This is a genomic window from Vibrio sp. JZG120, from assembly GCF_053890955.1.
The window spans coordinates 47,899-66,622 of the sequence record NZ_JBSRRK010000015.1; the positions used below are offsets into that span (position 1 = coordinate 47,899).

Here is an 18,724-nt window from a genome sequence, read left to right on the forward strand (position 1 = left end):
TTACACCACGATGAGAACGATCAGTGAGATGAACGCAACCGCGGCCCACTGAGTCAATACGATGATTTTCTTGTCCACTAGTTTGCCTTTCAAACGAATTGGCATTACTTGTGGCATCATGCTGAAGAAAGTTTGAGCGTGGAATAGGCTACCTAGTAGTGCAACGATGTTGATTGCGACTACGATTGGGTTTGCCATAAAATCCAACCAACCTTGCCATGCTTCAGGGCCTTTCACCAAGCAACCTAAACCGAAAGTTAGGAACAGAGTGAATAGGATCAAAGGCAGCACAGTCGCTTCACGTAGCATGTAGAAGCGGTAGAAAGGATGGTTCTTCCACCAAGTGCGTTTTACTTCACGAACGTAAGGTTTACGATTGCTCATCCTTATGCCTCCACTTTCTTTGGTGAACCATCAGGTTTCAACATAGCAATCACGAAGTCCATAGAAGACTCCACTTTGCCTTGGTTTACTGCCGCTGCTGGGTCAACGTTCTTCGGACAAACTTCAGAACAGTAACCAACAAACGTACAACCCCAAGCACCGTTTTCACCGTTGATAAGCTTCATGCGCTCATCTTTACCGTTGTCACGGCTGTCTAGGTTGTAGCGGTGCGCTAGCGTTAGTGCCGCAGGACCGATGAACTCAGGGTTTAGACCAAACTGAGGACACGCCGCGTAGCATAGACCGCAGTTGATACAACCAGCGAACTGCTTGTATTTCGCCATTTGCTCTGGCGTTTGCAAGTTCGTACCGTCTTCTGGTTTACGGTCGTTACCAATGATGTACGGTTTGATTGCCTCAAGACGTTCGATGAACGGTGTCATATCAACAATCAAGTCTTTTTCGATTGGGAAGTTTGCTAGAGGCTCGATAGTCACACCGTCTGGGTAATCACGTAGGAAGCTCTTACAAGCAAGCTTCGGTACGTTGTTCACCATGATGCCGCAAGAACCACAGATCGCCATACGGCAAGACCAACGGTAAGACAGATCTTTGTCTAGGTGATCTTTAATGTAGCCCAGTGCGTCAAGCACAGACATGGTTTCATCGAATGGAACTTCGAATGTTTGCTTGTATGGTTCTGCATCTTTTTCTGGGTCATAACGCAGAATGTCTACTTTTTGAATGCGATTTGCTGACATTATGCTTGCTCCTCTGCGTTCTTCTCTTCAGCTGCGGCTTTTTCTGCTGCTTCACCGTATAGACGAGCTTTTGGTTGTGACTTAGTGATAGTCACATTGCTGTAATCGATACTTGGCGCTGAATCTGGTTTGTAGAAAGCAAGTGAGTGTTTTAGGAAGTTCACGTCATCACGCTCTGTACAACCGTCGTCCAGACGTTGGTGCGCGCCGCGAGATTCTTTACGTAGAATCGCAGAGTGAACCATCGCTTCTGCGACTTCTAGGCCGTAACCCACTTCAATTGCGTACAGAAGATCAGTGTTAAACACTTTGCCTTTGTCTTTAATGCTGATGCGTTTGTAGCGTTCTTTTAGTTCGGTGATCTTGTTAATGGTTTCTTGCATCAAATCTTCTTGACGGTAGATACCACAACCCGCTTCCATGGTATGACCCATTTCAGTGCGGATGTTTGCCCAGTTCTCATCACCTTCTTGGTTCATCAGTTTGGCGATACGCTCTTCAACTGCTTTCACTTGAGCATCGATTGCAGACTCGTTCCAACCTTTGAATTCTTCAGCGCGTTTCACTGCGTTTTCACCCGCTACGCGACCAAATACCACAAACTCAGCCAATGAGTTAGAACCTAGACGGTTTGCACCATGAAGACCAACAGACGCACATTCACCAACCGCGAATAGACCTTTAATGCGAGTTTCACAGCCGCCGTTTGTCTCGATACCACCCATGGTGTAGTGAACCGTTGGACGAATTGGAATTGGCTCTTTTGCAGGGTCTACGTTTACGTAAGCTTTTGCTAGCTCACAGATGAACGGTAGACGCTCTTGTAGGTACTCTTCACCAAGGTGGCGAAGGTCTAGGTGCACCACGTCACCCAGTGGGTGTTTGATGGTGTTGCCTTTCTGTTGTTCGTGCCAGAAAGCTTGAGAAACTTTGTCACGAGGACCCAGTTCCATGTATTTGTTCTTCGGTTGGCCAACTGGAGTTTCAGGGCCCATGCCGTAATCTTGTAAGTAACGGTAGCCGTTCTTGTTAACGATGATACCGCCTTCACCACGACAACCTTCCGTCATCAGGATACCTGTGCCAGGAAGACCGGTTGGGTGGTATTGAACGAATTCCATATCACGTAGAGGAACGCCGTGACGGTAAGCCATTGCCATGCCATCGCCCGTTACGATACCGCCGTTGGTGTTACAGTGGTAAACACGGCCCGCGCCACCTGTTGCTAGAACAACAGATTTTGCTTTGATAGTAACAAGCTCGCCTTCAGACATGTGAATAGCAATCAGACCTTGAACTTCGCCTTCATCAACAAGCAGATCCACCACAAAGTACTCATCAAAGCGTTTGATGTTGCTGTACTTCATGGATGTCTGGAATAGCGTATGAAGCATGTGGAAGCCAGTTTTATCTGCAGCGAACCAAGTACGTTCAACCTTCATACCACCAAAGCGGCGTACGTTGACTTCACCGTTCTCTTTACGACTCCATGGGCAACCCCATTGCTCCATTTGGATCATTTCGCGAGTCGCGTTCTCTACAAAGTATTCAACAACGTCCTGTTCACATAGCCAGTCACCACCGCCAACAGTGTCGTTGAAGTGGTTGTCTAAGCTATCTTCATCCTTGATAACTGCTGCTGAGCCACCCTCTGCAGCGACCGTGTGGGAGCGCATTGGATAAACTTTAGAAATCAGAGCGACTTCTAAGTCTGGGTTTGCTTCAGCCGCTGCAATAGCAGTACGAAGACCAGCGCCGCCTGCGCCGATGACTGCGATATCTGTGGTGATAATTTGCACAGTTATCCTCCAGTGTGTGATTGCGGAAATCCGCTTGTTATTGTCATTACGAGGCGCTCTTTAAAAAGAACTCCCCAAAAGTAGTAGGGTTAGTGTAGATGAGCCACATGGCAGAAAAATTGATGTAATTGGGTTTTTGCTTCGGTAATGCACTTAAGGGCATAGAATTTATAGGTTATGTGACTGCTATCACGGCATCGAGGTTTTGGCCCTCAAGCATTAACATTAGGGATGTTAAACCTGTGTTGCGTGACATTAACCGCATGGATAATAGGATTTTAACTGAGTGTTTTTTGTGCTGCGGCACGAGTAATACTTGCCTCAAATAGGCGAGCACGTTAGTAAAAAGAAGAAGGGATATTCCTCTCTTCTTGAAGAGTAAAAAGCATGTAGAATGAGACTTTCCTCGCTGAATTAAAGTTTGAGAGACTTGTTATGCAAACCAACTGGCAACCTACTGCTTCCATTGACCAACTTCGTCAACGTGCGACGTTAATCGCGTCGATTCGCCAATTCTTCGCTGATCGACAGGTGATGGAAGTCGACACGCCAGCTATGAGTCACGCAACCGTGACTGACATTCATTTGCATACTTTCCAAACCGAGTTTGTTGGCCCGGGTTATGCCGATGGTAGCAAGCTGTTCTTTATGACCAGCCCTGAATTCCACATGAAGCGCCTGCTGGCGGCTGGCAGCGGTTGTATTTATCAAATCAACAAAGCATTTCGTAACGAAGAAAATGGTCGTTACCACAATCCAGAATTCACGATGTTGGAGTGGTATCGCGTTGGCTTTGACCATCACAAGCTGATGGATGAAATGGATGACCTATTGCAGTTGGTATTGAAGTGTGGCGCAGCGCAGCGCATGAAGTATCAACAAGCCTTCATTGATGTGTTGGGTGTGTGTCCACTAGAAGGCTCGATGACGGAGCTGAAAACGGCGGCAAGCAAGCTGGGTTTGAGTGACATTGCAGAGCCTGAAGAAGATCGCGATACGTTACTGCAATTGCTATTTAGCGTGGGAGTCGAACACAAAATTGGTCAGGATGTGCCTGCTTTTGTGTACGACTTCCCGGCATCACAGGCGGCGCTTGCGAAAATCAATCCTCAAGACCATCGTGTTGCGGATCGCTTTGAGGTGTATTTTAAGGGAATTGAGCTGGCAAATGGGTTCCATGAGCTCGATAACCCGAAAGAGCAACTGGCGCGTTTTGAGCAAGATAACGCGAAGCGTCTCGACATGGGTTTAAAACCGCAGCCAATCGACTATCATTTGATCTCCGCATTGGAGGCAGGGTTGCCAGATTGTGCGGGTGTTGCGTTAGGCATCGATCGTTTGATCATGCTAGCGCTCGGCTGTGACCACATTGATCAAGTGACGGCTTTTCCATTCCCAATCGCATAAGGATATTCAATGAACTTGGCTGCTGCACGTTTGGTCATTCTCAGCTACGCAATACTGATTGCTTACTTATCGTTGAGCTCGGGCGAGTTGCAAGACTGGGGCAACATTGCGTATCTTGATAAAATGCAGCACGCCATGGCGTACAGCGGATTTGCGTTTTTAGGTTGCTTTTGCGTGTGGCGTTGGCGTCAACGTTGGGCGGTGGCGATTGGTATCTTATTATTTAGTGCTGCCATCGAATGGCTACAAGGGTATGTCGGCAGACAAACCTCTTGGTTAGACCTTGTCGCCAACTCAACGGGTATTCTAACTGGTCTGTTATGTTACCGTATTTGGAGCCTCTATCGACCTAGGTTGGTGAAGTCGCTATACTCGATTCGTTAATGAAGAGGGAACACGATAACAATGAAAACGCGCGACAAAATCGTCTACGCGGCACTGGAGTTGTTCAACCAACATGGTGAACGCAACATCACCACCAATCACATTGCCGATCACATCGAAATTAGCCCAGGTAATCTGTATTACCACTTCCGTAATAAGCAAGAAATCGTTCGTGAGATCTTTGCGCTTTATTCAGCAGAACTTTTAGAAAGATTTACCCCTATTCAAGGCTCACAAGAAAGCCTGACTATGCTGAAGAGCTACCTAGATTCCATCTTTACGCTAATGTGGAAATACCGCTTTTTCTACGCGAATCTACCTGAGATCTTGTCACGAGATGAGCAGTTACATGAGCAGTACATCGATGTGCAAGAAAAGCTGCAAGCGAACCTCATTGCGATCATGCAAGAGTTTGTATCGCTGAAGCTGCTTAATGTTGATCAACAGCAGTTGAAGTCACTGGTGTGTACGTTGCATTTGATTGCGTGTAGCTGGTTGGCGTATCAATCTGCAATGGCTTCGAAAACCAGCATCACTGAGCAAATGGTGAAGCAAGGGATGTTGCAGATGCTTAATGTCGTTAAGCCATTAGCAACTGAGCAGGGGTTAGAGCAGCTACTGTTACTGGAAGATGCAGTCAGCAATCTACACAGTTAAACGTCAAACTGCTTAATATTTCGAGAGTCACTCTCATTTTCGAGTCGTGGCTCGAGTTGACTTGTCAAATATGCCACGCACAATAGTCCTCATACCGTTCAGCCCTCTCTGGGATATGACTCTCGATAAAGGAACTATCGCTCCATGAATTACGACATTTTTAATGGCGATGCTGATGGCATCATTGCGCTTCTACAATTACGCTTGGCTGATCCTATCGAGGCTCAGTTAATTACTGGTGTAAAGCGCGACATCAAGCTGGTGGAAAAAGTAGACGTGCAAGCGGGTGATGAGCTAACGGTGTTAGACATTTCGATGGAAAAGAACATGGTAGGCCTAGAGCAAGCATTGGCTCAAGGCGCGCACGTGTTTTACGCCGATCACCATAAGGCGGGTGATATTCCTCAGCATGGCAACTTGGATGCGCACATCGATCTCGATGCCAACATGTGTACGGCGTTGATTGTCGATCAATTGCTAAATGGACGTTTTCACACATGGGCGATTACGGCGGCTTATGGCGATAACATGATCGCGAAAGCAGATGAATTGGCTGGCAAGGTCGGATTGTCACACGATCAGAAAGCGCAGCTTAAAGAGCTTGGCACTTTGATTAATTACAACGGTTACGGTTCGAAAGTGGATGACTTACATTTCCATCCTGCGGATTTGTACCAAGCCTTGCTGAAGTACACGTCGCCATTTGATGTAATTGAAGATAAAACTTCGCCTTACTACCAACTGCAGTCTGCTTACCAACAAGATATGGATGCCGCTCTGGCAGTGCCTGCCACGCATGAGAGCGGTAAGCTAAAGCTGTTCGAGCTACCAAACACGGCTGCATCACGTCGAATCAGCGGTGTGTATGGCAACTGGCTGGCAAATCAAAACCCAGATTCTGCTCATGCAGTACTCACCGAAAATGCAGATGGCACTTACACGGTCTCTCTACGTGCCCCGTTGAACAACAAACAAGGCGCCGTTGCCGTGTGTGGACAGTTTCCAACTGGTGGCGGCCGAGAAGCGGCGGCAGGCATCAACACATTAAGCAAAGATGATGTAAGTGCTTTTATTGATGCGGTAGAAACGTACTACGCATAGCATTTGCCAAAATATGAATACAAAAAAGGAGCCGAGTGGCTCCTTTTTTATTATAAGTCGATGAGTCAGATAATCAGCGCTTCAACCAAGATTTCGGGTTTTGCGCTTCACTGTTGCGGCGAATTTCGAAGTAGAGTGATGCGCGATCTTGCCCGCCAGTATCACCCGCAAGAGCGATCACTTCGCCAGCGGTCACGCGATCGCCTTCTTTTTTCGTCAACGCTTGGTTGTAGCCGTAGAGCGTCATGTCGCCTTTGCCGTGGTCAAGCAATACCACTAAGCCATACCCGCGTAAATACTCAGCAAATACGACAGTACCAGGGTAAACGGCTTTCACTTGTTGACCGTAATTGGCCGCAAGCACCATTCCCTTCCAGTTTACTTGCCCGGTTTGGCGAGTACCGAAGTTGTGTAATACACGACCTTTGAGTGGCCATGGCAGTTTACCGCGCTGTTTGCCCAGTCCATCCATTGGCACGGCATTACGCTTAGCCGCTTTGGCGATCTCGGCTTTTAGGCGTGTTTCGTTGCGCTGCAGTTCAGCAAGGTAGCGTTTATCGTTCTTGATACTGCTCTGAATTTTATTCAGGGTTTGCTTACGTTTGGATTGTGTACTTGCCAGCGCAGTACGTTTCTCAGATTGCTGTTTGAGTAACGTCTCGATTTGCTCTTTTTCTAGCTCAAGCTGGTTTTTGTTGTGTGCCAATTCTTGAGTGGTTTTGGTGATTGCATCAATCACTTCAGCACGCGCTTTGGCTAAGTGCTGGAAGTATTGACTCATGCGGTCTTCTTCCACACCTTGATTCAACAAGTGCCCATTGGCTTTTGCTCGTTCGGTCACGTAATACGTTTGCAGCAACTGTTTGAGCTCTTCCTCTTGCTCTTGGCGCTGCGCTTCTTGCAAGGCAATTTTCTCTTCTAGCTTGTCTATGTTTTTGTCTGCTTGTGCGAGCTCAGATTTGGTTTGTCTTATTTCGCGTTCAAGTTTAGAAATGCCAAGTTCTTGCTCTTTGAGCGATTTTTGTAGCTCATTGAGTTGCTTTTCTTGGGAAGAGAGAGATTTGCGTTGACGGCTTATCTCACTTGATACGCCTTTGAGCTCTTGTTGACTAGCGGCAGAAGAGGTGAGGGGATATGTGGCAGATAAAGCACAAGTTAATAAAATAGCCGAGCGTAGAACAGGGTGATTTTGTTTTCGCACTTGAGATTTACCTACCACGTTGTTGTCAAAGGTTTGTTGACGATTAAATACCATCTCCATGGATAAAGCTTTGTGATTTACCATTAAAGCCTTGATCCATATCGAGAGAAGGTTTGTCCGTTTTTGGACGACCGACGATTTTCGCAGGAACCCCCGCCACGGTTGTGTGTGGTGGTACTGCTTGCAATACCACAGAGCAAGAGCCGATTTTCGCGCCTTCGCCCACTTCGATATTGCCAAGAATTTTTGCACCTGCACCAATCATCACACCTTCACGGATTTTCGGGTGACGATCGCCGCACTCTTTACCCGTACCGCCTAAGGTAACGTCTTGTAGAATTGAGACGTCATTATCGATAACTGCAGTTTCACCGATGACAATACCCGTTGCGTGGTCGAGCATTATGCCGCTACCAATGCGTGCTGCCGGGTGAATGTCTACCTGACACGCAACCGAAATTTGGTTTTGCAGGTAGGTGGCCAGTGCATGGCGCCCTTGCTTCCATAGCCAGTTTGCCACGCGGTAGCCTTGCAGAGCGTGGTAGCCCTTTAAGTACAGCAGCGGCATAGAGTACATCGAAACTGCAGGGTCGCGATTAACCGTGGCACAAATGTCACAAGCGGCACAATCGGTAATGGTTGGGTCGGCAGAGAACGCTTCTTCTACCACTTCACGTACTGCCATTGCTGGCATCGATGCCGTGTTTAACTTGTTTGCCAAAATGTAGCTGAGCGCGGCACAGAAACTTTCATGCTTGATGATGGTGGCATGGTAAAAGCTGGCCAGCATTGGCTCTTGCTCTGACATTTCGCGGGCTTCTGAGACAATTCTGTTCCAGACTTTTTGTTTTTCGCAGTGTTTCATTCTCAATATCCTGAGTGGTTCTTCCGTGACCCGACAACTTCTATTCTTCTCAGATGAGGTGCGAAGGGGCGTAGAGTGCTACTTTCCTTCGGCTTTTTTGTCACGAGCAAGTAAATCTTGCGCTGCCAGGCGTGCATCCTTCCCTTGATACAATACTTGATAAATTTGATCAACAATTGGCATCTCAACACCCATGCGTTGAGAGAGCATCCATACTTCTTTCGTGTTGCGGTAGCCTTCTACGACTTGGCCAATTTCTTCTTGTGCCGTGTCGACGTCTTTACCTTGACCTAGCGCTAAACCAAAGCGGCGGTTACGTGATTGGTTGTCGGTACACGTTAGGACAAGGTCGCCTAAACCAGCCATACCCATGAAGGTTTCTGGTTTTGCACCAAGCGCAGCACCAAGACGACTCATTTCGGCCAAACCACGAGTAATCAATGCAGTACGCGCGTTGGCTCCAAAACCGATGCCGTCAGACATACCTGCACCAATTGCGATAACGTTTTTCACCGCGCCGCCCAATTGCATGCCGATAAAGTCACTATTGGCGTACACGCGGAAGGTTTTGCTGCAGTGGATTTTTTCTTGTAGGTCAGCGACAAATTCAGCATCTGGAGAAGCAACTGAAATTGCAGTAGGCATGCCCATCGCGAGCTCTTTGGCGAACGTTGGGCCAGACAATACAGCCAGTGAGTAGTTTTCACCGATAATGTCATAAGCGACGTCTTTCAGCAGACGACCCGTTTCTGGCTCAAGACCTTTGGTTGCCCAGCAGATACGAGAGTCTTCACGTAAGAAAGGCTTACAGCTGTTCAGCACGATGCCAAAAACATGGCTTGGAACCACAACCAATAAATCTCGGCTTGCTTGTACGGCTTTTTCTAAATCCGATTCAATGATCAAGCTTTCAGGGAAATCAACGTCAGGTAAGAAAGCGTGGTTCGCGCGATCCGCTTCTAAACGTGCCATGTGCTCAGGCTCGTGTCCCCAAAGGACTACGTTCGCGCCGTTACGAGCGAGTGAGATCGCCAGAGAGGTACCGTATGAACCTGCGCCAATCACCGTCATTGCGATGTCTTTACCGTAAGCATTGTTTGTATTTGCTTGTGTCATGCTACCGCCTAATTGTCTTTCTACTAGTAGAATCTAGTTCCTAATCGTCAAATTTTACGCCTTCTGGCGATTAGGAACTAGGAACTTTTGTTAGAAATAAAAAATGCACATTGCATCGGATGGTAGACGCTCTGTGCATTTTATTAGAGTCGGTGACGTCAGCACTCAGGCTATTCGTCACTTACAAAACGTGAATTACGCTTCAGCTTCGCCTTGTTGAGCTTGCTGTTGTAGGTAGTTCATGAATAGCGCGTCGAAGTTAACTGGCGCTAGGTTCAGTTGAGGGAACGTACCTTTAACCACTAGGCTTGAGATAGTTTCACGAGCATATGGGAATAGGATGTTCGGGCAGAATGCGCCTAGGCAATGTGCTAGTTGGCCTGCTTCCATTTGCTCAGCAGTGAAGATACCACCTTGTTGAACTTCACATAGGAACGCTGTTTCTTCTTCGTTCTTCACAGTTACAGTTAGACGTAGAACCACTTCGTAAACGCCTTCACCAAGCTCACGGCTTTGAGTGTCTAGGTCTAGTTTAACGTCTGGGTTCCATTCTTTTTGGAAGATTACTGGAGAGTTTGGCGCTTCGAAAGAAACGTCTTTTAGGAAGATGCGTTGAATTGCGAAGTTTTGTTGTGCTTCTTGAGGTGCTGCTTCAGCCATTTTTTAATCCTTAAATAAATATTTGTAGAGCCTAGAAACGTCTAAACTCAGAAAACTGGTATGTCCCGAGACTAACTGAGCCAATCTACCTTGACTAGATGAAGCGTGTATTACGTGCAAAGCGTCACAACTTAATGCTTCAACTGCTTTCAATTTGCTCAGTTTATTATCCACGAAGCTTGGCAAAAACACGCTTGGTGCGTACCTTGTCTTTTGCCACTGCCACGTTATCGAAGCTGCCGGGTATTACTTTTTACCACGTACTAAAGGCAGGTTCGCTTCGTTCCATGCAATCAATCCGTTCTTCAGTAGGCTTACTTTTTCAAAGCCTGCTTTTACTAATAGGTTCGCGCTTTCTTGAGCGTTTTGCCCTGTTTTGCATACCACAATGATTGGGTCTGATTTGTGGTTTTCAAGGCTACCAAAGTTACCCGCTTTGATATCTGACGGTAAAATGTGAAGTGAGTCGGTGATATGACCTTTTTTGAACTCGTCCTTTGTGCGGATATCCACTACAACGCCGTTTTCACGGTTCATAAGATGAGTCAGTTGGTTTACGTTGATTTCTTTGTATGCGGCCGTCGCTGACTTCACGATGTTCATGATAAAGGCGACAAGAAGACCTACCCAAACCAAAGATAGAATCATGTTCTGTTGGAAAAATTCAATGTACTCTTGCATGTCTTGAGCTCTTACGCTGTTGGCGGAAAAATAAAGCAGGAGTATAGCGGGGTTAAGCCTCTTAGGCGAGAGGGTTAAAATTTTCTAACGAATAATTGAGATCTCTATAAACCCTTTATGTTATTGCCATCCGTGCCTTGGACTATGGTAGCTTGATTGTTTTTGCCTATTGGATTTATCGACTTAAGTGACTTTTGTTTTACCGAAAAAAGCGAACAATAGGTACTAACCAATCTTGTTCGATAATGCTTTAAATAAGCGCTGTTTCGGGTGCAAAAACAAGAATCAGAAGCGTAAGAAAACCGAACCTAGACTGGGGTGTACAAAGCGTATTAGGAATGACTATGCTTGTGGAACACGTTTGTCGGCACTGACTCGTTGTTCGCTTAACTTGTAAGATAGCAACAATAAATCGCAAACATTATTTGATCTTAACCTACAGTTTTGGTTAAAAAGTGTAGTAAAATTACGCTAGTTTTGTTTCAAGGTTAGATAGGGCAGCGAGGCCCTACGCCAAAAGTTACTTAAATTTGATGAGGTCATCACTATGTCAGCTAAGAAGCCACTGGCTCTAGTTATCCTTGACGGTTACGGTTACCGTGAAGACACAGCAAGTAACGCAATTGCGAATGCGAAAACACCAGTAATGGATGCTCTGATTGCGAATAACCCACACACTCTAATCTCTGCTTCAGGCATGGATGTTGGCCTTCCTGATGGTCAAATGGGTAACTCAGAAGTTGGTCACACTAACATTGGCGCAGGTCGCGTTGTATACCAAGATCTAACTCGTATCACTAAATCGATCGCTGACGGTGAGTTCGCTGAAACGCCTGCGCTTGTTGAAGCAGTTGATGCTGCTGTTAAAGCAGAGAAAGCGGTACACATCATGGGTCTGATGTCTCCAGGTGGCGTACACTCTCATGAAGACCATATCTACGCAGCGGTTGAAATGGCAGCGGCTCGTGGCGCTGAGAAAATCTACCTACACTGTTTCCTAGACGGTCGTGACACGCCACCACGTAGTGCTGAAAACTCGCTACAACGTTTCCAAGATCTATTCGCGAAACTAGGTAAAGGTCGTGTTGCTTCTCTAGTAGGTCGCTACTACGCTATGGACCGTGACAACAACTGGGATCGCGTTCAAGTGGCTTACGATCTTCTGACTCAAGCGAAAGCTGAGTTTACAGCAGAAACCGCCGTTGCTGGTCTAGAAGCCGCTTACGCTCGTGAAGAGAACGATGAGTTCGTGAAATCGACTGCAATTAAAGCGGAAGGCGAAGAAGACGCAATCATGCAAGACGGTGATGCGGTTATCTTCATGAACTACCGTGCTGACCGTGCTCGTCAAATCACTCGCGCATTCGTGCCTGACTTTGATGGTTTTGAGCGTGCGGTATTCCCGGCAGTTAACTTCGTTATGTTGACTCAATACGCGGCAGATATCCCTCTAGCAATCGCATTCCCACCAGCGTCTCTAGAAAACACGTACGGTGAGTGGCTGTCTAAGCAAGGTCAAACTCAGCTACGTATCTCTGAAACAGAGAAATACGCACACGTGACTTTCTTCTTCAACGGCGGTGTTGAAAACGAATTTGAAGGCGAAGAGCGCCAGCTTGTTGCTTCTCCAAAAGTAGCCACTTACGACCTTCAGCCAGAAATGAGCTCCCCTGAGCTTACAGAGAAACTGGTTGCGGCGATCAAGTCTGGTAAGTTCGACACTATCATCTGTAACTACCCGAACGCAGATATGGTTGGTCACACTGGCGTTTACGAAGCAGCTGAGAAAGCAATCGAAGCGCTAGATGAAAGTGTTGGCAAAGTAGTTGAAGCAATCAAAGAAGTTGGCGGTCAGCTACTGATCACTGCGGACCACGGTAACGCAGAAATGATGGTTGACCCAGAAACGGGTGGTACTCACACAGCGCACACTAACCTACCGGTTCCTCTTATTTACGTAGGTGATAAAGCGGTTGAGTTCAAAGAAGGCGGCAAACTGTCTGACCTTGCACCAACCATGCTTTCTCTAGCAGGTCTAGAAATCCCAGCAGAAATGACGGGTGAAGTGCTAGTTAAATAATTAACTAACTGCTCAGAATGACAAAAGCCCGAGTTTAAACTCGGGCTTTTTTGTATCTGGCAACAAGGGCTGGTCTGTAAGGTTATTGAACCAAAATGCCAGCACCAATCACAGCTAGGGCTGCGCCCAACCATGCAAATCGGTTTGGTCGGCGTTTAGTGTAAATCCAGAGTAGCGGTAGCAACATAATTGGCGTGGTTGAAGATAGCAGTGCAACCATACCTACATTTCCTTCTTGCAGTGCGTATAAGATCAGCGTCATGCCGACGGCCATCGCCAAGAAACCGTTAAGCGCAGTAATACCAAATACTCGCCAAGTAATGTGTTGTGTCGAGCGAGCGACTTTGACCCCTAGAACTAACAACATGCTGTGGGCGAAAAATGCACTGATCATTCGAATAGCAGAAGCCGCAACGGGGTCAATACTGGTTTGCATTACTGGCTTGGCGATGATGCCGCCCAATGCTTGGCACATTGCTGCGGTTAAGCCAAGTCCAATACCCACCCAGATGTTACCTTTAATGTCTTCCAAGACGTTATTCACTTGACCTCTTCGGCCAAAGAATATCGCCATCACCACGCCGCTAAATACCAATGATGCGCCCAGTAGTTCTATTGTGGTCATGACTTCGCTAAATAAGAAGTAGCCCAAAATGGCCGAGAATACCGCATGGCAGGAAAACAGTAGTCCGGCTTGTCTTGGTCCCATACGATTCAAGCACGCAAACAGAGCGGTATCACCGATGAAAATTCCAATCAGACCCGACGCCATCATTGGCGTTACATGTTCCCAAGAAACCGTTAACCAGCCGCCAGTTATCCAGGCCATTGTTGATAAGATCACGGCCGTACAGCCCATGCGCCAGCGGCTGTAAGAAAATGCGCCTAGGTGTTGTGCAGGAATGACAGAAATAAGGCTAGAAACTGCCCACAGAAAAGCGGCACATAAAGCAAGCCATTCGTAACCCATGATGTGTCGACGTCCTTGTAGAGTAGAGGAGTCTTAATATGCACGAAATTTAATGGATGTAAAAGCAGCTCTGTGAGGGCAATAGCTGGCGAACAGCTCCATGACAACAAGCTCTGTCACGGAGCTTATCGATTAAAACAGCACCAGAACTGCGCCATACACGATAAATAGACCAATCAAACCAAGAATCAGCCCCACTTTCGCCATGTCTTTGCTCTCGATTAGGCCTGTTGAATAAGCCAAAGAGTTTGGTGGCGTGGAAACCGGTAAGATCATGCCAAGTGATGCGGAGAATGCGACGACAACCAGTAAACCTTGTAGGCCACCAACCGCAATAAGGCTTGGCATGGATGTACCAATAGCGGCAGCAATAGGCATTAATAAGTTTGCCGTTGCGGTATTAGACATAAAGTTCGCCATTAACCAACATACGACCGATAGGGCAAAGACAACGGCAAATGGTGATAGTAAGCTGTAATCAATGGCGTGTGCTAATGCTTCGGCTAAGCCTGTTTTGTCTAAGGCAATACCAATTGCGATACCACCGGCAACCAGCCATAAAACATCCCAGTTAATCAGCTTGAGTTCTTCTTTTCCCATAATGCCCGTTAACGTGAACACCGCCAGCGGGATAATCGCAACAACATACGTGTTCATGCCGTGCACTTTTGTCGTCATCCAAAGCACAATGGTTAGTGCAAAAGTGATGTAGACGACGATCGCGCGCCAGCTCTTTTTGAACGTACCATCCAGCTTTAGTTTCATTTCTGGTTCGCTGGACGGAAACAGCTTCTGCAACAAAAACCAAGCAACAGTGAGTTGTATCAGCACAAATGGTAGGCCCATTGTCATCCAAGATAGGAAGTCTATGGCGTTTTCTCCGGTGAGGTATTGGAGCGCTATTGCGTTAGGTGGCGTGCCTATCGGAGTTGCAATGCCGCCAGTATTCGCGGCAATTGGAATGCACAGCACCAGCGCTTTAATCCCTAGATCCCCTTTAGGTGCAGAAGCGACGATTGGACCGAGCAGCGCCAACATCATGACCGTCGTGGCAGTGTTGGACATGAACATTGAAAAAACGGCGGTAATGAGCATCAAACCCAGCATGATGAACTTAGGTTGTGTGCCGAATGGTTTTAGTAGTACTCGGGCGAGATTGTTGTCGAGTTCGTATTTGGAAGCCGCGATGGCGAGGGCAAACCCACCCATAAAAAGAATAATGATCGGTGAAGAGAAGGCAGAGAAAATATCAGTGTAAGCAATTAACTCTCCTAAATCATGCCCCGCTGGTGGATTGCGAAATAGATGCAAACCTTTATCCGATATCATGATCAGTTCAAGAGCGATAATAAGAATGGACGTAGCAAAAACGGGTACCGGCTCAAGAACCCAAAGTAGGGCAGCAAGAAGAAAAATAGCCAACAGACGATGCTGAATTAAAGTAAGATCATCAATAGGAATAGCATCAATCGGCATCATCAAAACACCGAGCGGAATTAAAAAGCATACCAGCAATTTCGCCAGCGTGTTTACACTCATCTTTGGCATTGGCTGCCCCTCTAAATATTCATCCTAAGCGCAGGATAATTGATTGTGGAATGAAGGTCTTAGAGGCAGGTATGAGTTTGAGAAATAGAGGCTAAATTTTGAACGGAATTTTGCTTTTTATCAATAAAAAGAGCCCTTGAGAAAGGGCTCTTTTAACGGGGTTTTGTTTATTTTTTCAAGGCGTAAGGTGTGCCCATTACGGTTGGCTTACCGTTTTCCATGCTTGCGTCAAACTCAATCGCGTCTTTGGCAAACAGGTTAATAACAGTAGAGCCCAGTTTGAAGCGGCCCATCTCTTCGCCTTTTTTCAAGATCACGGCCTTGTCACCCTCAGCTGGGTAATCCCATTTGTAGACAGTATTGCCACGAGGCGGAGTGATCGTGCCAGCCCACACTTGCTCAATGCTGCCAACAATTGTCGCACCAACAAGCACTTGTGCCATTGGACCAAACTCAGTGTCAAAGATACACACCACACGCTCGTTACGTGCGAATAGATTTGGAACGTTTTCTGCCGTAAGTGGGTTTACCGAGAACAGGTCACCAGGCACGTAAATCATTTGGCGCAGTGTGCCGTCACACGGCATGTGTACACGATGGTAATCGCGCGGAGACAGGTACAGCGTGGCAAAAGATCCATCTTTAAATTCGTTTGCTAAATTCGCGTCACCGCCTAGCAGTTCTTGCGCTGAGAAGTGATGACCTTTTGCTTGGATAAGTTGACCATCTTCAATAGGGCCAAATTGGCTAACACAAGCGTCGGCTGGGTGAGTGATGACGTTTTCGCCTTCAGAAATTGGGCGTGCGCCCTCTTTTAGCTCACGAACGAAAAACTCGTTGAACGTTTTAAAATGCTTAGGATCTGAGTGCTTCGCCTCATCCATGTTCACATTGTATTGTTTGATAAACCAACGAATAACTGCTGTTGTTAGACCGCCAGCTTTTGCTGAAGCCAGTTTACCCATTAGGCGAGTGAGGCCGTGTTGTGGGATCCAGTACTGCAGTCCAACTTTAAACTTGTCCATCTTTAATTCCGATACTTCTGTTAGATTCGCGCTTTAGGGCGCGTGATGTTACTGAAATTTAATTTGCTTGTCAGTATTAGGTGAAGACTTTTTACACAGTTACAGTCTTAACTTAATTACAGATCGGCTTTCTTATTGCGTGAATACTGACGGTTTGCTTTGTTTTCAACCATGCTTTCCAAAATGCGATGGTAGTTTTCAAAGCGAGTTTCGTTGATTTCCCCTTTCTCAACAGCTTCACGTAGAAGGCAGCCAGGGTCGTCATTGTGCTTACAATCTCGGAACTTACAACCGCCTAAGTATGGTCGGAATTCAACGAATGCTTTCGTTACTTCTTCTGCTTCCAAATGCCAAAGCCCAAATTCACGCACTCCAGGCGAGTCGATCAAGTCGCCACCCGTCGGAATATGATACAAGCGCGCTGCTGTCGTGGTGTGTTGGCCTAAGCCAGAGTTCTCGGAAACTTCGCCTTCTTCCACTTCGCTCTCTAGTTCCGGCATTAACGCGTTGACTAAGCTGGATTTCCCTACGCCTGATTGACCAACAAAGATATTAATTCGGTCACGCAGCAGAGTTTCTAGTTCAGCAATGCCTTCTCCAGACTTCTTGCTTACCAGAAGCACTTTATAGCCAATGCGTTCATATTCTTTGAGCCATTCTTCATACATTGCACGATCATCGGCTTCTAGAAGATCGACTTTGTTTAAGACCAGCAATGGTGCGATATTCAGTGTTTCTGATGCTACGAGGTAACGGTCAATAATATTCAGTGATAGCTCGGGCAGTACCGAGGAGACAATGACCATTTGATCAATATTGGCAGCTACGGGCTTTAGGCCATCGTAGTAATCTGGACGAGTGAGCACTGAAGAACGAGGTTCTACCGCTTCAACAACGCCAGAAATGCCAGCCATAGACTCCAAGCCTTCGCGCCATAAAACTCGATCGCCAGATACTAAAGATTCGATACCACGGCGAAGGTTACAGCGTTGAATCTCGCCTGTTTCAAGGTCTTCAATATCCGCGTGCTGGCCAAAACGAGTGATCACTAGACCTTGTTTGCTTGCGCCTAGCATGTTTTCATCCCACTGGATGGACTCTTCTTGCTTTTTTAAACGCTTTTGTTGGTTGCTGCGTACGCGTCGCACTTGACCTTTGGTTAACTTTTTCTTCTTTGCCACAATTCTGTACTTTATGTGAATTTACTCAAATGGTTGAGCCGTGATCTTGGCTCTGAGTGAGTATCGTGTTTCCCGTATTTTGAGGTATAGTACCTCTTTTATCGATAAACAAATAGGCGGCGTAACCATGTCCTTTAGCGATCAAAACCTAATTTGGGTTGATTTAGAGATGACAGGGCTTGATCCTGAAACGCACAAAATCATTGAAATTGCTTCTATTGTCACGGATAGCGAGCTAAATATTTTGGCTGAAGGTCCAGTATTAGCGATTCATCAGCCGGAAGAAGAGCTAGCGAAAATGGACTATTGGTGCACCAATACGCATACGGCAAGCGGCTTGGTGGAACGCGTTCGCAACAGTAAAATCTCAGAACAAGATGCGGTCGCACAAACCATTGAATTCTTAGAAAAATGGGTGCCGAAAGGGGCGTCGCCAATATGTGGTAACAGCATTGGGCAGGATCGTCGCTTCTTGTACAAACACATGCCGGAATTAGAAGAGTTCTTTCATTACCGATATGTTGACGTCAGCACTCTTAAAGAATTGGCGCGTCGTTGGCAACCTGAAGTATTAAATGGGTTCACAAAACAGGGAACACATTTGGCCTTGGACGACATTCGCGAGTCGATTGCAGAACTTAAGTACTATCGTGGTACTATTTTCAAGATTTAACTGTTAAGGTTGCGATCCAAATTGTTGTAATTTATATCGCTTTTGATTGCTTTTTCATCGTTCAGTAAAAAAATAAAGTTTTTTTGAAGGAAGGACTTGCATCACAAAAAAATGCTCTTATAATTCGCAGCCCTAAACAGCGGAAACGTTGTTGATGCGACACTAGCTCAGTTGGTAGAGCGCAACCTTGCCAAGGTTGAGGTCACGAGTTCGAACCTCGTGTGTCGCTCC

18 protein-coding genes and 1 tRNA gene are annotated in these 18,724 nt (G+C 46.6%); 7 read left to right on the forward strand and 12 right to left on the reverse strand.

The features are described from left to right. From frdC to frdA, 3 genes are read right to left on the reverse strand one after another with little or no spacing between them, the layout of a single operon-like run. Window positions 1–384: a fumarate reductase subunit FrdC gene (gene frdC / locus ACWPOD_RS21065; protein ID WP_005395419.1), complete on the reverse strand. Its 384-nt coding sequence runs from the start codon at window positions 382–384 to the stop codon at window positions 1–3. A 2-nt stretch (window positions 385–386) separates the two neighbouring features. Then, the gene (locus ACWPOD_RS21070) at window positions 387–1,145 is read right to left on the reverse strand and encodes a succinate dehydrogenase/fumarate reductase iron-sulfur subunit (RefSeq protein WP_005381489.1); all 759 of its coding nucleotides are present in this window, start codon (window positions 1,143–1,145) and stop codon (window positions 387–389) included. Beyond that, entirely contained in the window at window positions 1,145–2,944 is a 1,800-nt protein-coding gene (gene frdA / locus ACWPOD_RS21075) for a fumarate reductase (quinol) flavoprotein subunit (RefSeq protein ID WP_047010259.1), read from the reverse strand. Before frdA ends, ACWPOD_RS21070 begins: the two co-directional genes overlap by 1 nt. A 435-nt stretch (window positions 2,945–3,379) precedes the next feature. Between frdA and epmA the strand changes: the two genes are divergently transcribed. The 4 genes from epmA to ACWPOD_RS21095 all read left to right on the forward strand — a co-directional run bounded on the left by epmA (window position 3,380) and on the right by ACWPOD_RS21095 (window position 6,493). Continuing rightward, window positions 3,380–4,351: an elongation factor P--(R)-beta-lysine ligase gene (epmA, locus tag ACWPOD_RS21080; RefSeq protein WP_456232190.1), complete on the forward strand. Its 972-nt coding sequence runs from the start codon at window positions 3,380–3,382 to the stop codon at window positions 4,349–4,351. 9 nt (window positions 4,352–4,360) lie between these two features. Further along, complete coding sequence (locus ACWPOD_RS21085) at window positions 4,361–4,735, forward strand: VanZ family protein (RefSeq protein ID WP_005395414.1); 375 nt, start codon at window positions 4,361–4,363, stop codon at window positions 4,733–4,735. Window positions 4,736–4,756: 21 nt separating this feature from the next. Next, window positions 4,757–5,392, forward strand: coding sequence for a TetR/AcrR family transcriptional regulator (locus tag ACWPOD_RS21090; RefSeq protein WP_005395413.1), 636 nt, complete (start codon window positions 4,757–4,759; stop codon window positions 5,390–5,392). A gap of 144 nt (window positions 5,393–5,536) precedes the next feature. After that, a complete protein-coding gene (locus ACWPOD_RS21095; RefSeq protein ID WP_167426170.1) occupies window positions 5,537–6,493 on the forward strand; it encodes a DHH family phosphoesterase in 957 nt (318 codons plus the stop codon). Window positions 6,494–6,566: 73 nt separating this feature from the next. On the opposite strand, the gene ACWPOD_RS21100 is transcribed toward ACWPOD_RS21095, so the two are convergent. From ACWPOD_RS21100 to ACWPOD_RS21120, 5 genes are all read right to left on the reverse strand, one after another. Beyond that, window positions 6,567–7,712, reverse strand: a complete 1,146-nt coding sequence (locus ACWPOD_RS21100; RefSeq protein WP_047010262.1) for a murein hydrolase activator EnvC family protein — start codon at window positions 7,710–7,712, stop codon at window positions 6,567–6,569. A 25-nt stretch (window positions 7,713–7,737) separates the two neighbouring features. Continuing rightward, entirely contained in the window at window positions 7,738–8,559 is an 822-nt protein-coding gene (cysE, locus tag ACWPOD_RS21105; protein ID WP_005395410.1) for a serine O-acetyltransferase, read from the reverse strand. A 78-nt stretch (window positions 8,560–8,637) separates the two neighbouring features. Beyond that, complete coding sequence (gpsA, locus tag ACWPOD_RS21110) at window positions 8,638–9,675, reverse strand: NAD(P)H-dependent glycerol-3-phosphate dehydrogenase (RefSeq protein ID WP_005395404.1); 1,038 nt, start codon at window positions 9,673–9,675, stop codon at window positions 8,638–8,640. A gap of 195 nt (window positions 9,676–9,870) precedes the next feature. After that, window positions 9,871–10,335, reverse strand: a complete 465-nt coding sequence (gene secB, locus ACWPOD_RS21115) for a protein-export chaperone SecB (protein ID WP_005395400.1) — start codon at window positions 10,333–10,335, stop codon at window positions 9,871–9,873. A gap of 246 nt (window positions 10,336–10,581) precedes the next feature. Next, complete coding sequence (locus ACWPOD_RS21120; protein WP_005395399.1) at window positions 10,582–11,016, reverse strand: rhodanese-like domain-containing protein; 435 nt, start codon at window positions 11,014–11,016, stop codon at window positions 10,582–10,584. Window positions 11,017–11,563: 547 nt separating this feature from the next. On the opposite strand from ACWPOD_RS21120, the gene gpmM reads away from it, so the two are divergent. Further along, window positions 11,564–13,096, forward strand: a complete 1,533-nt coding sequence (gene gpmM, locus ACWPOD_RS21125; protein ID WP_167426171.1) for a 2,3-bisphosphoglycerate-independent phosphoglycerate mutase — start codon at window positions 11,564–11,566, stop codon at window positions 13,094–13,096. Window positions 13,097–13,178: 82 nt separating this feature from the next. On the opposite strand, the gene ACWPOD_RS21130 is transcribed toward gpmM, so the two are convergent. The 4 genes from ACWPOD_RS21130 to rsgA form a co-directional block, all read right to left on the reverse strand. After that, on the reverse strand, window positions 13,179–14,066 hold the full coding sequence (locus tag ACWPOD_RS21130; RefSeq protein ID WP_005381469.1) for a DMT family transporter: 888 nt from the start codon (window positions 14,064–14,066) through the stop codon (window positions 13,179–13,181). A 132-nt stretch (window positions 14,067–14,198) separates the two neighbouring features. Then, on the reverse strand, window positions 14,199–15,614 hold the full coding sequence (locus ACWPOD_RS21135; RefSeq protein ID WP_012841332.1) for an SLC13 family permease: 1,416 nt from the start codon (window positions 15,612–15,614) through the stop codon (window positions 14,199–14,201). A gap of 167 nt (window positions 15,615–15,781) precedes the next feature. Further along, window positions 15,782–16,639, reverse strand: coding sequence for an archaetidylserine decarboxylase (gene asd, locus ACWPOD_RS21140; RefSeq protein WP_005395389.1), 858 nt, complete (start codon window positions 16,637–16,639; stop codon window positions 15,782–15,784). 116 nt (window positions 16,640–16,755) lie between these two features. Further along, the gene (rsgA, locus tag ACWPOD_RS21145; protein WP_005395388.1) at window positions 16,756–17,820 is read right to left on the reverse strand and encodes a small ribosomal subunit biogenesis GTPase RsgA; all 1,065 of its coding nucleotides are present in this window, start codon (window positions 17,818–17,820) and stop codon (window positions 16,756–16,758) included. Between the two features lie 127 nt (window positions 17,821–17,947). Between rsgA and orn the strand changes: the two genes are divergently transcribed. After that, the gene (orn, locus tag ACWPOD_RS21150; RefSeq protein WP_167426172.1) at window positions 17,948–18,493 is read left to right on the forward strand and encodes an oligoribonuclease; all 546 of its coding nucleotides are present in this window, start codon (window positions 17,948–17,950) and stop codon (window positions 18,491–18,493) included. A 156-nt stretch (window positions 18,494–18,649) separates the two neighbouring features. Continuing rightward, a tRNA-Gly gene (locus tag ACWPOD_RS21155) sits at window positions 18,650–18,722 on the forward strand. The last annotated feature ends 2 nt before the right edge of the window (window positions 18,723–18,724 follow it).

Excerpts from the sequence above, each read along its gene's own strand:
- gpmM (WP_167426171.1), top strand. The coding sequence starts at position 11,564 with ATGTCAGCTAAGAAGCCACTGGCTCTAGTTATCCTTGACGGTTACGGT.
- ACWPOD_RS21130 (WP_005381469.1), bottom strand. The coding sequence starts at position 14,066 with ATGGGTTACGAATGGCTTGCTTTATGTGCCGCTTTTCTGTGGGCAGTT.
- epmA (WP_456232190.1), top strand. The coding sequence starts at position 3,380 with ATGCAAACCAACTGGCAACCTACTGCTTCCATTGACCAACTTCGTCAA.
- gpsA (WP_005395404.1), bottom strand. The coding sequence starts at position 9,675 with ATGACACAAGCAAATACAAACAATGCTTACGGTAAAGACATCGCAATG.
- frdC (WP_005395419.1), bottom strand. The coding sequence starts at position 384 with ATGAGCAATCGTAAACCTTACGTTCGTGAAGTAAAACGCACTTGGTGG.
- ACWPOD_RS21085 (WP_005395414.1), top strand. The coding sequence starts at position 4,361 with ATGAACTTGGCTGCTGCACGTTTGGTCATTCTCAGCTACGCAATACTG.
- ACWPOD_RS21095 (WP_167426170.1), top strand. The coding sequence starts at position 5,537 with ATGAATTACGACATTTTTAATGGCGATGCTGATGGCATCATTGCGCTT.
- ACWPOD_RS21135 (WP_012841332.1), bottom strand. The coding sequence starts at position 15,614 with ATGCCAAAGATGAGTGTAAACACGCTGGCGAAATTGCTGGTATGCTTT.
- secB (WP_005395400.1), bottom strand. The coding sequence starts at position 10,335 with ATGGCTGAAGCAGCACCTCAAGAAGCACAACAAAACTTCGCAATTCAA.
- ACWPOD_RS21070 (WP_005381489.1), bottom strand. The coding sequence starts at position 1,145 with ATGTCAGCAAATCGCATTCAAAAAGTAGACATTCTGCGTTATGACCCA.
- cysE (WP_005395410.1), bottom strand. The coding sequence starts at position 8,559 with ATGAAACACTGCGAAAAACAAAAAGTCTGGAACAGAATTGTCTCAGAA.
- ACWPOD_RS21120 (WP_005395399.1), bottom strand. The coding sequence starts at position 11,016 with ATGCAAGAGTACATTGAATTTTTCCAACAGAACATGATTCTATCTTTG.
- orn (WP_167426172.1), top strand. The coding sequence starts at position 17,948 with ATGTCCTTTAGCGATCAAAACCTAATTTGGGTTGATTTAGAGATGACA.
- asd (WP_005395389.1), bottom strand. The coding sequence starts at position 16,639 with ATGGACAAGTTTAAAGTTGGACTGCAGTACTGGATCCCACAACACGGC.
- ACWPOD_RS21090 (WP_005395413.1), top strand. The coding sequence starts at position 4,757 with ATGAAAACGCGCGACAAAATCGTCTACGCGGCACTGGAGTTGTTCAAC.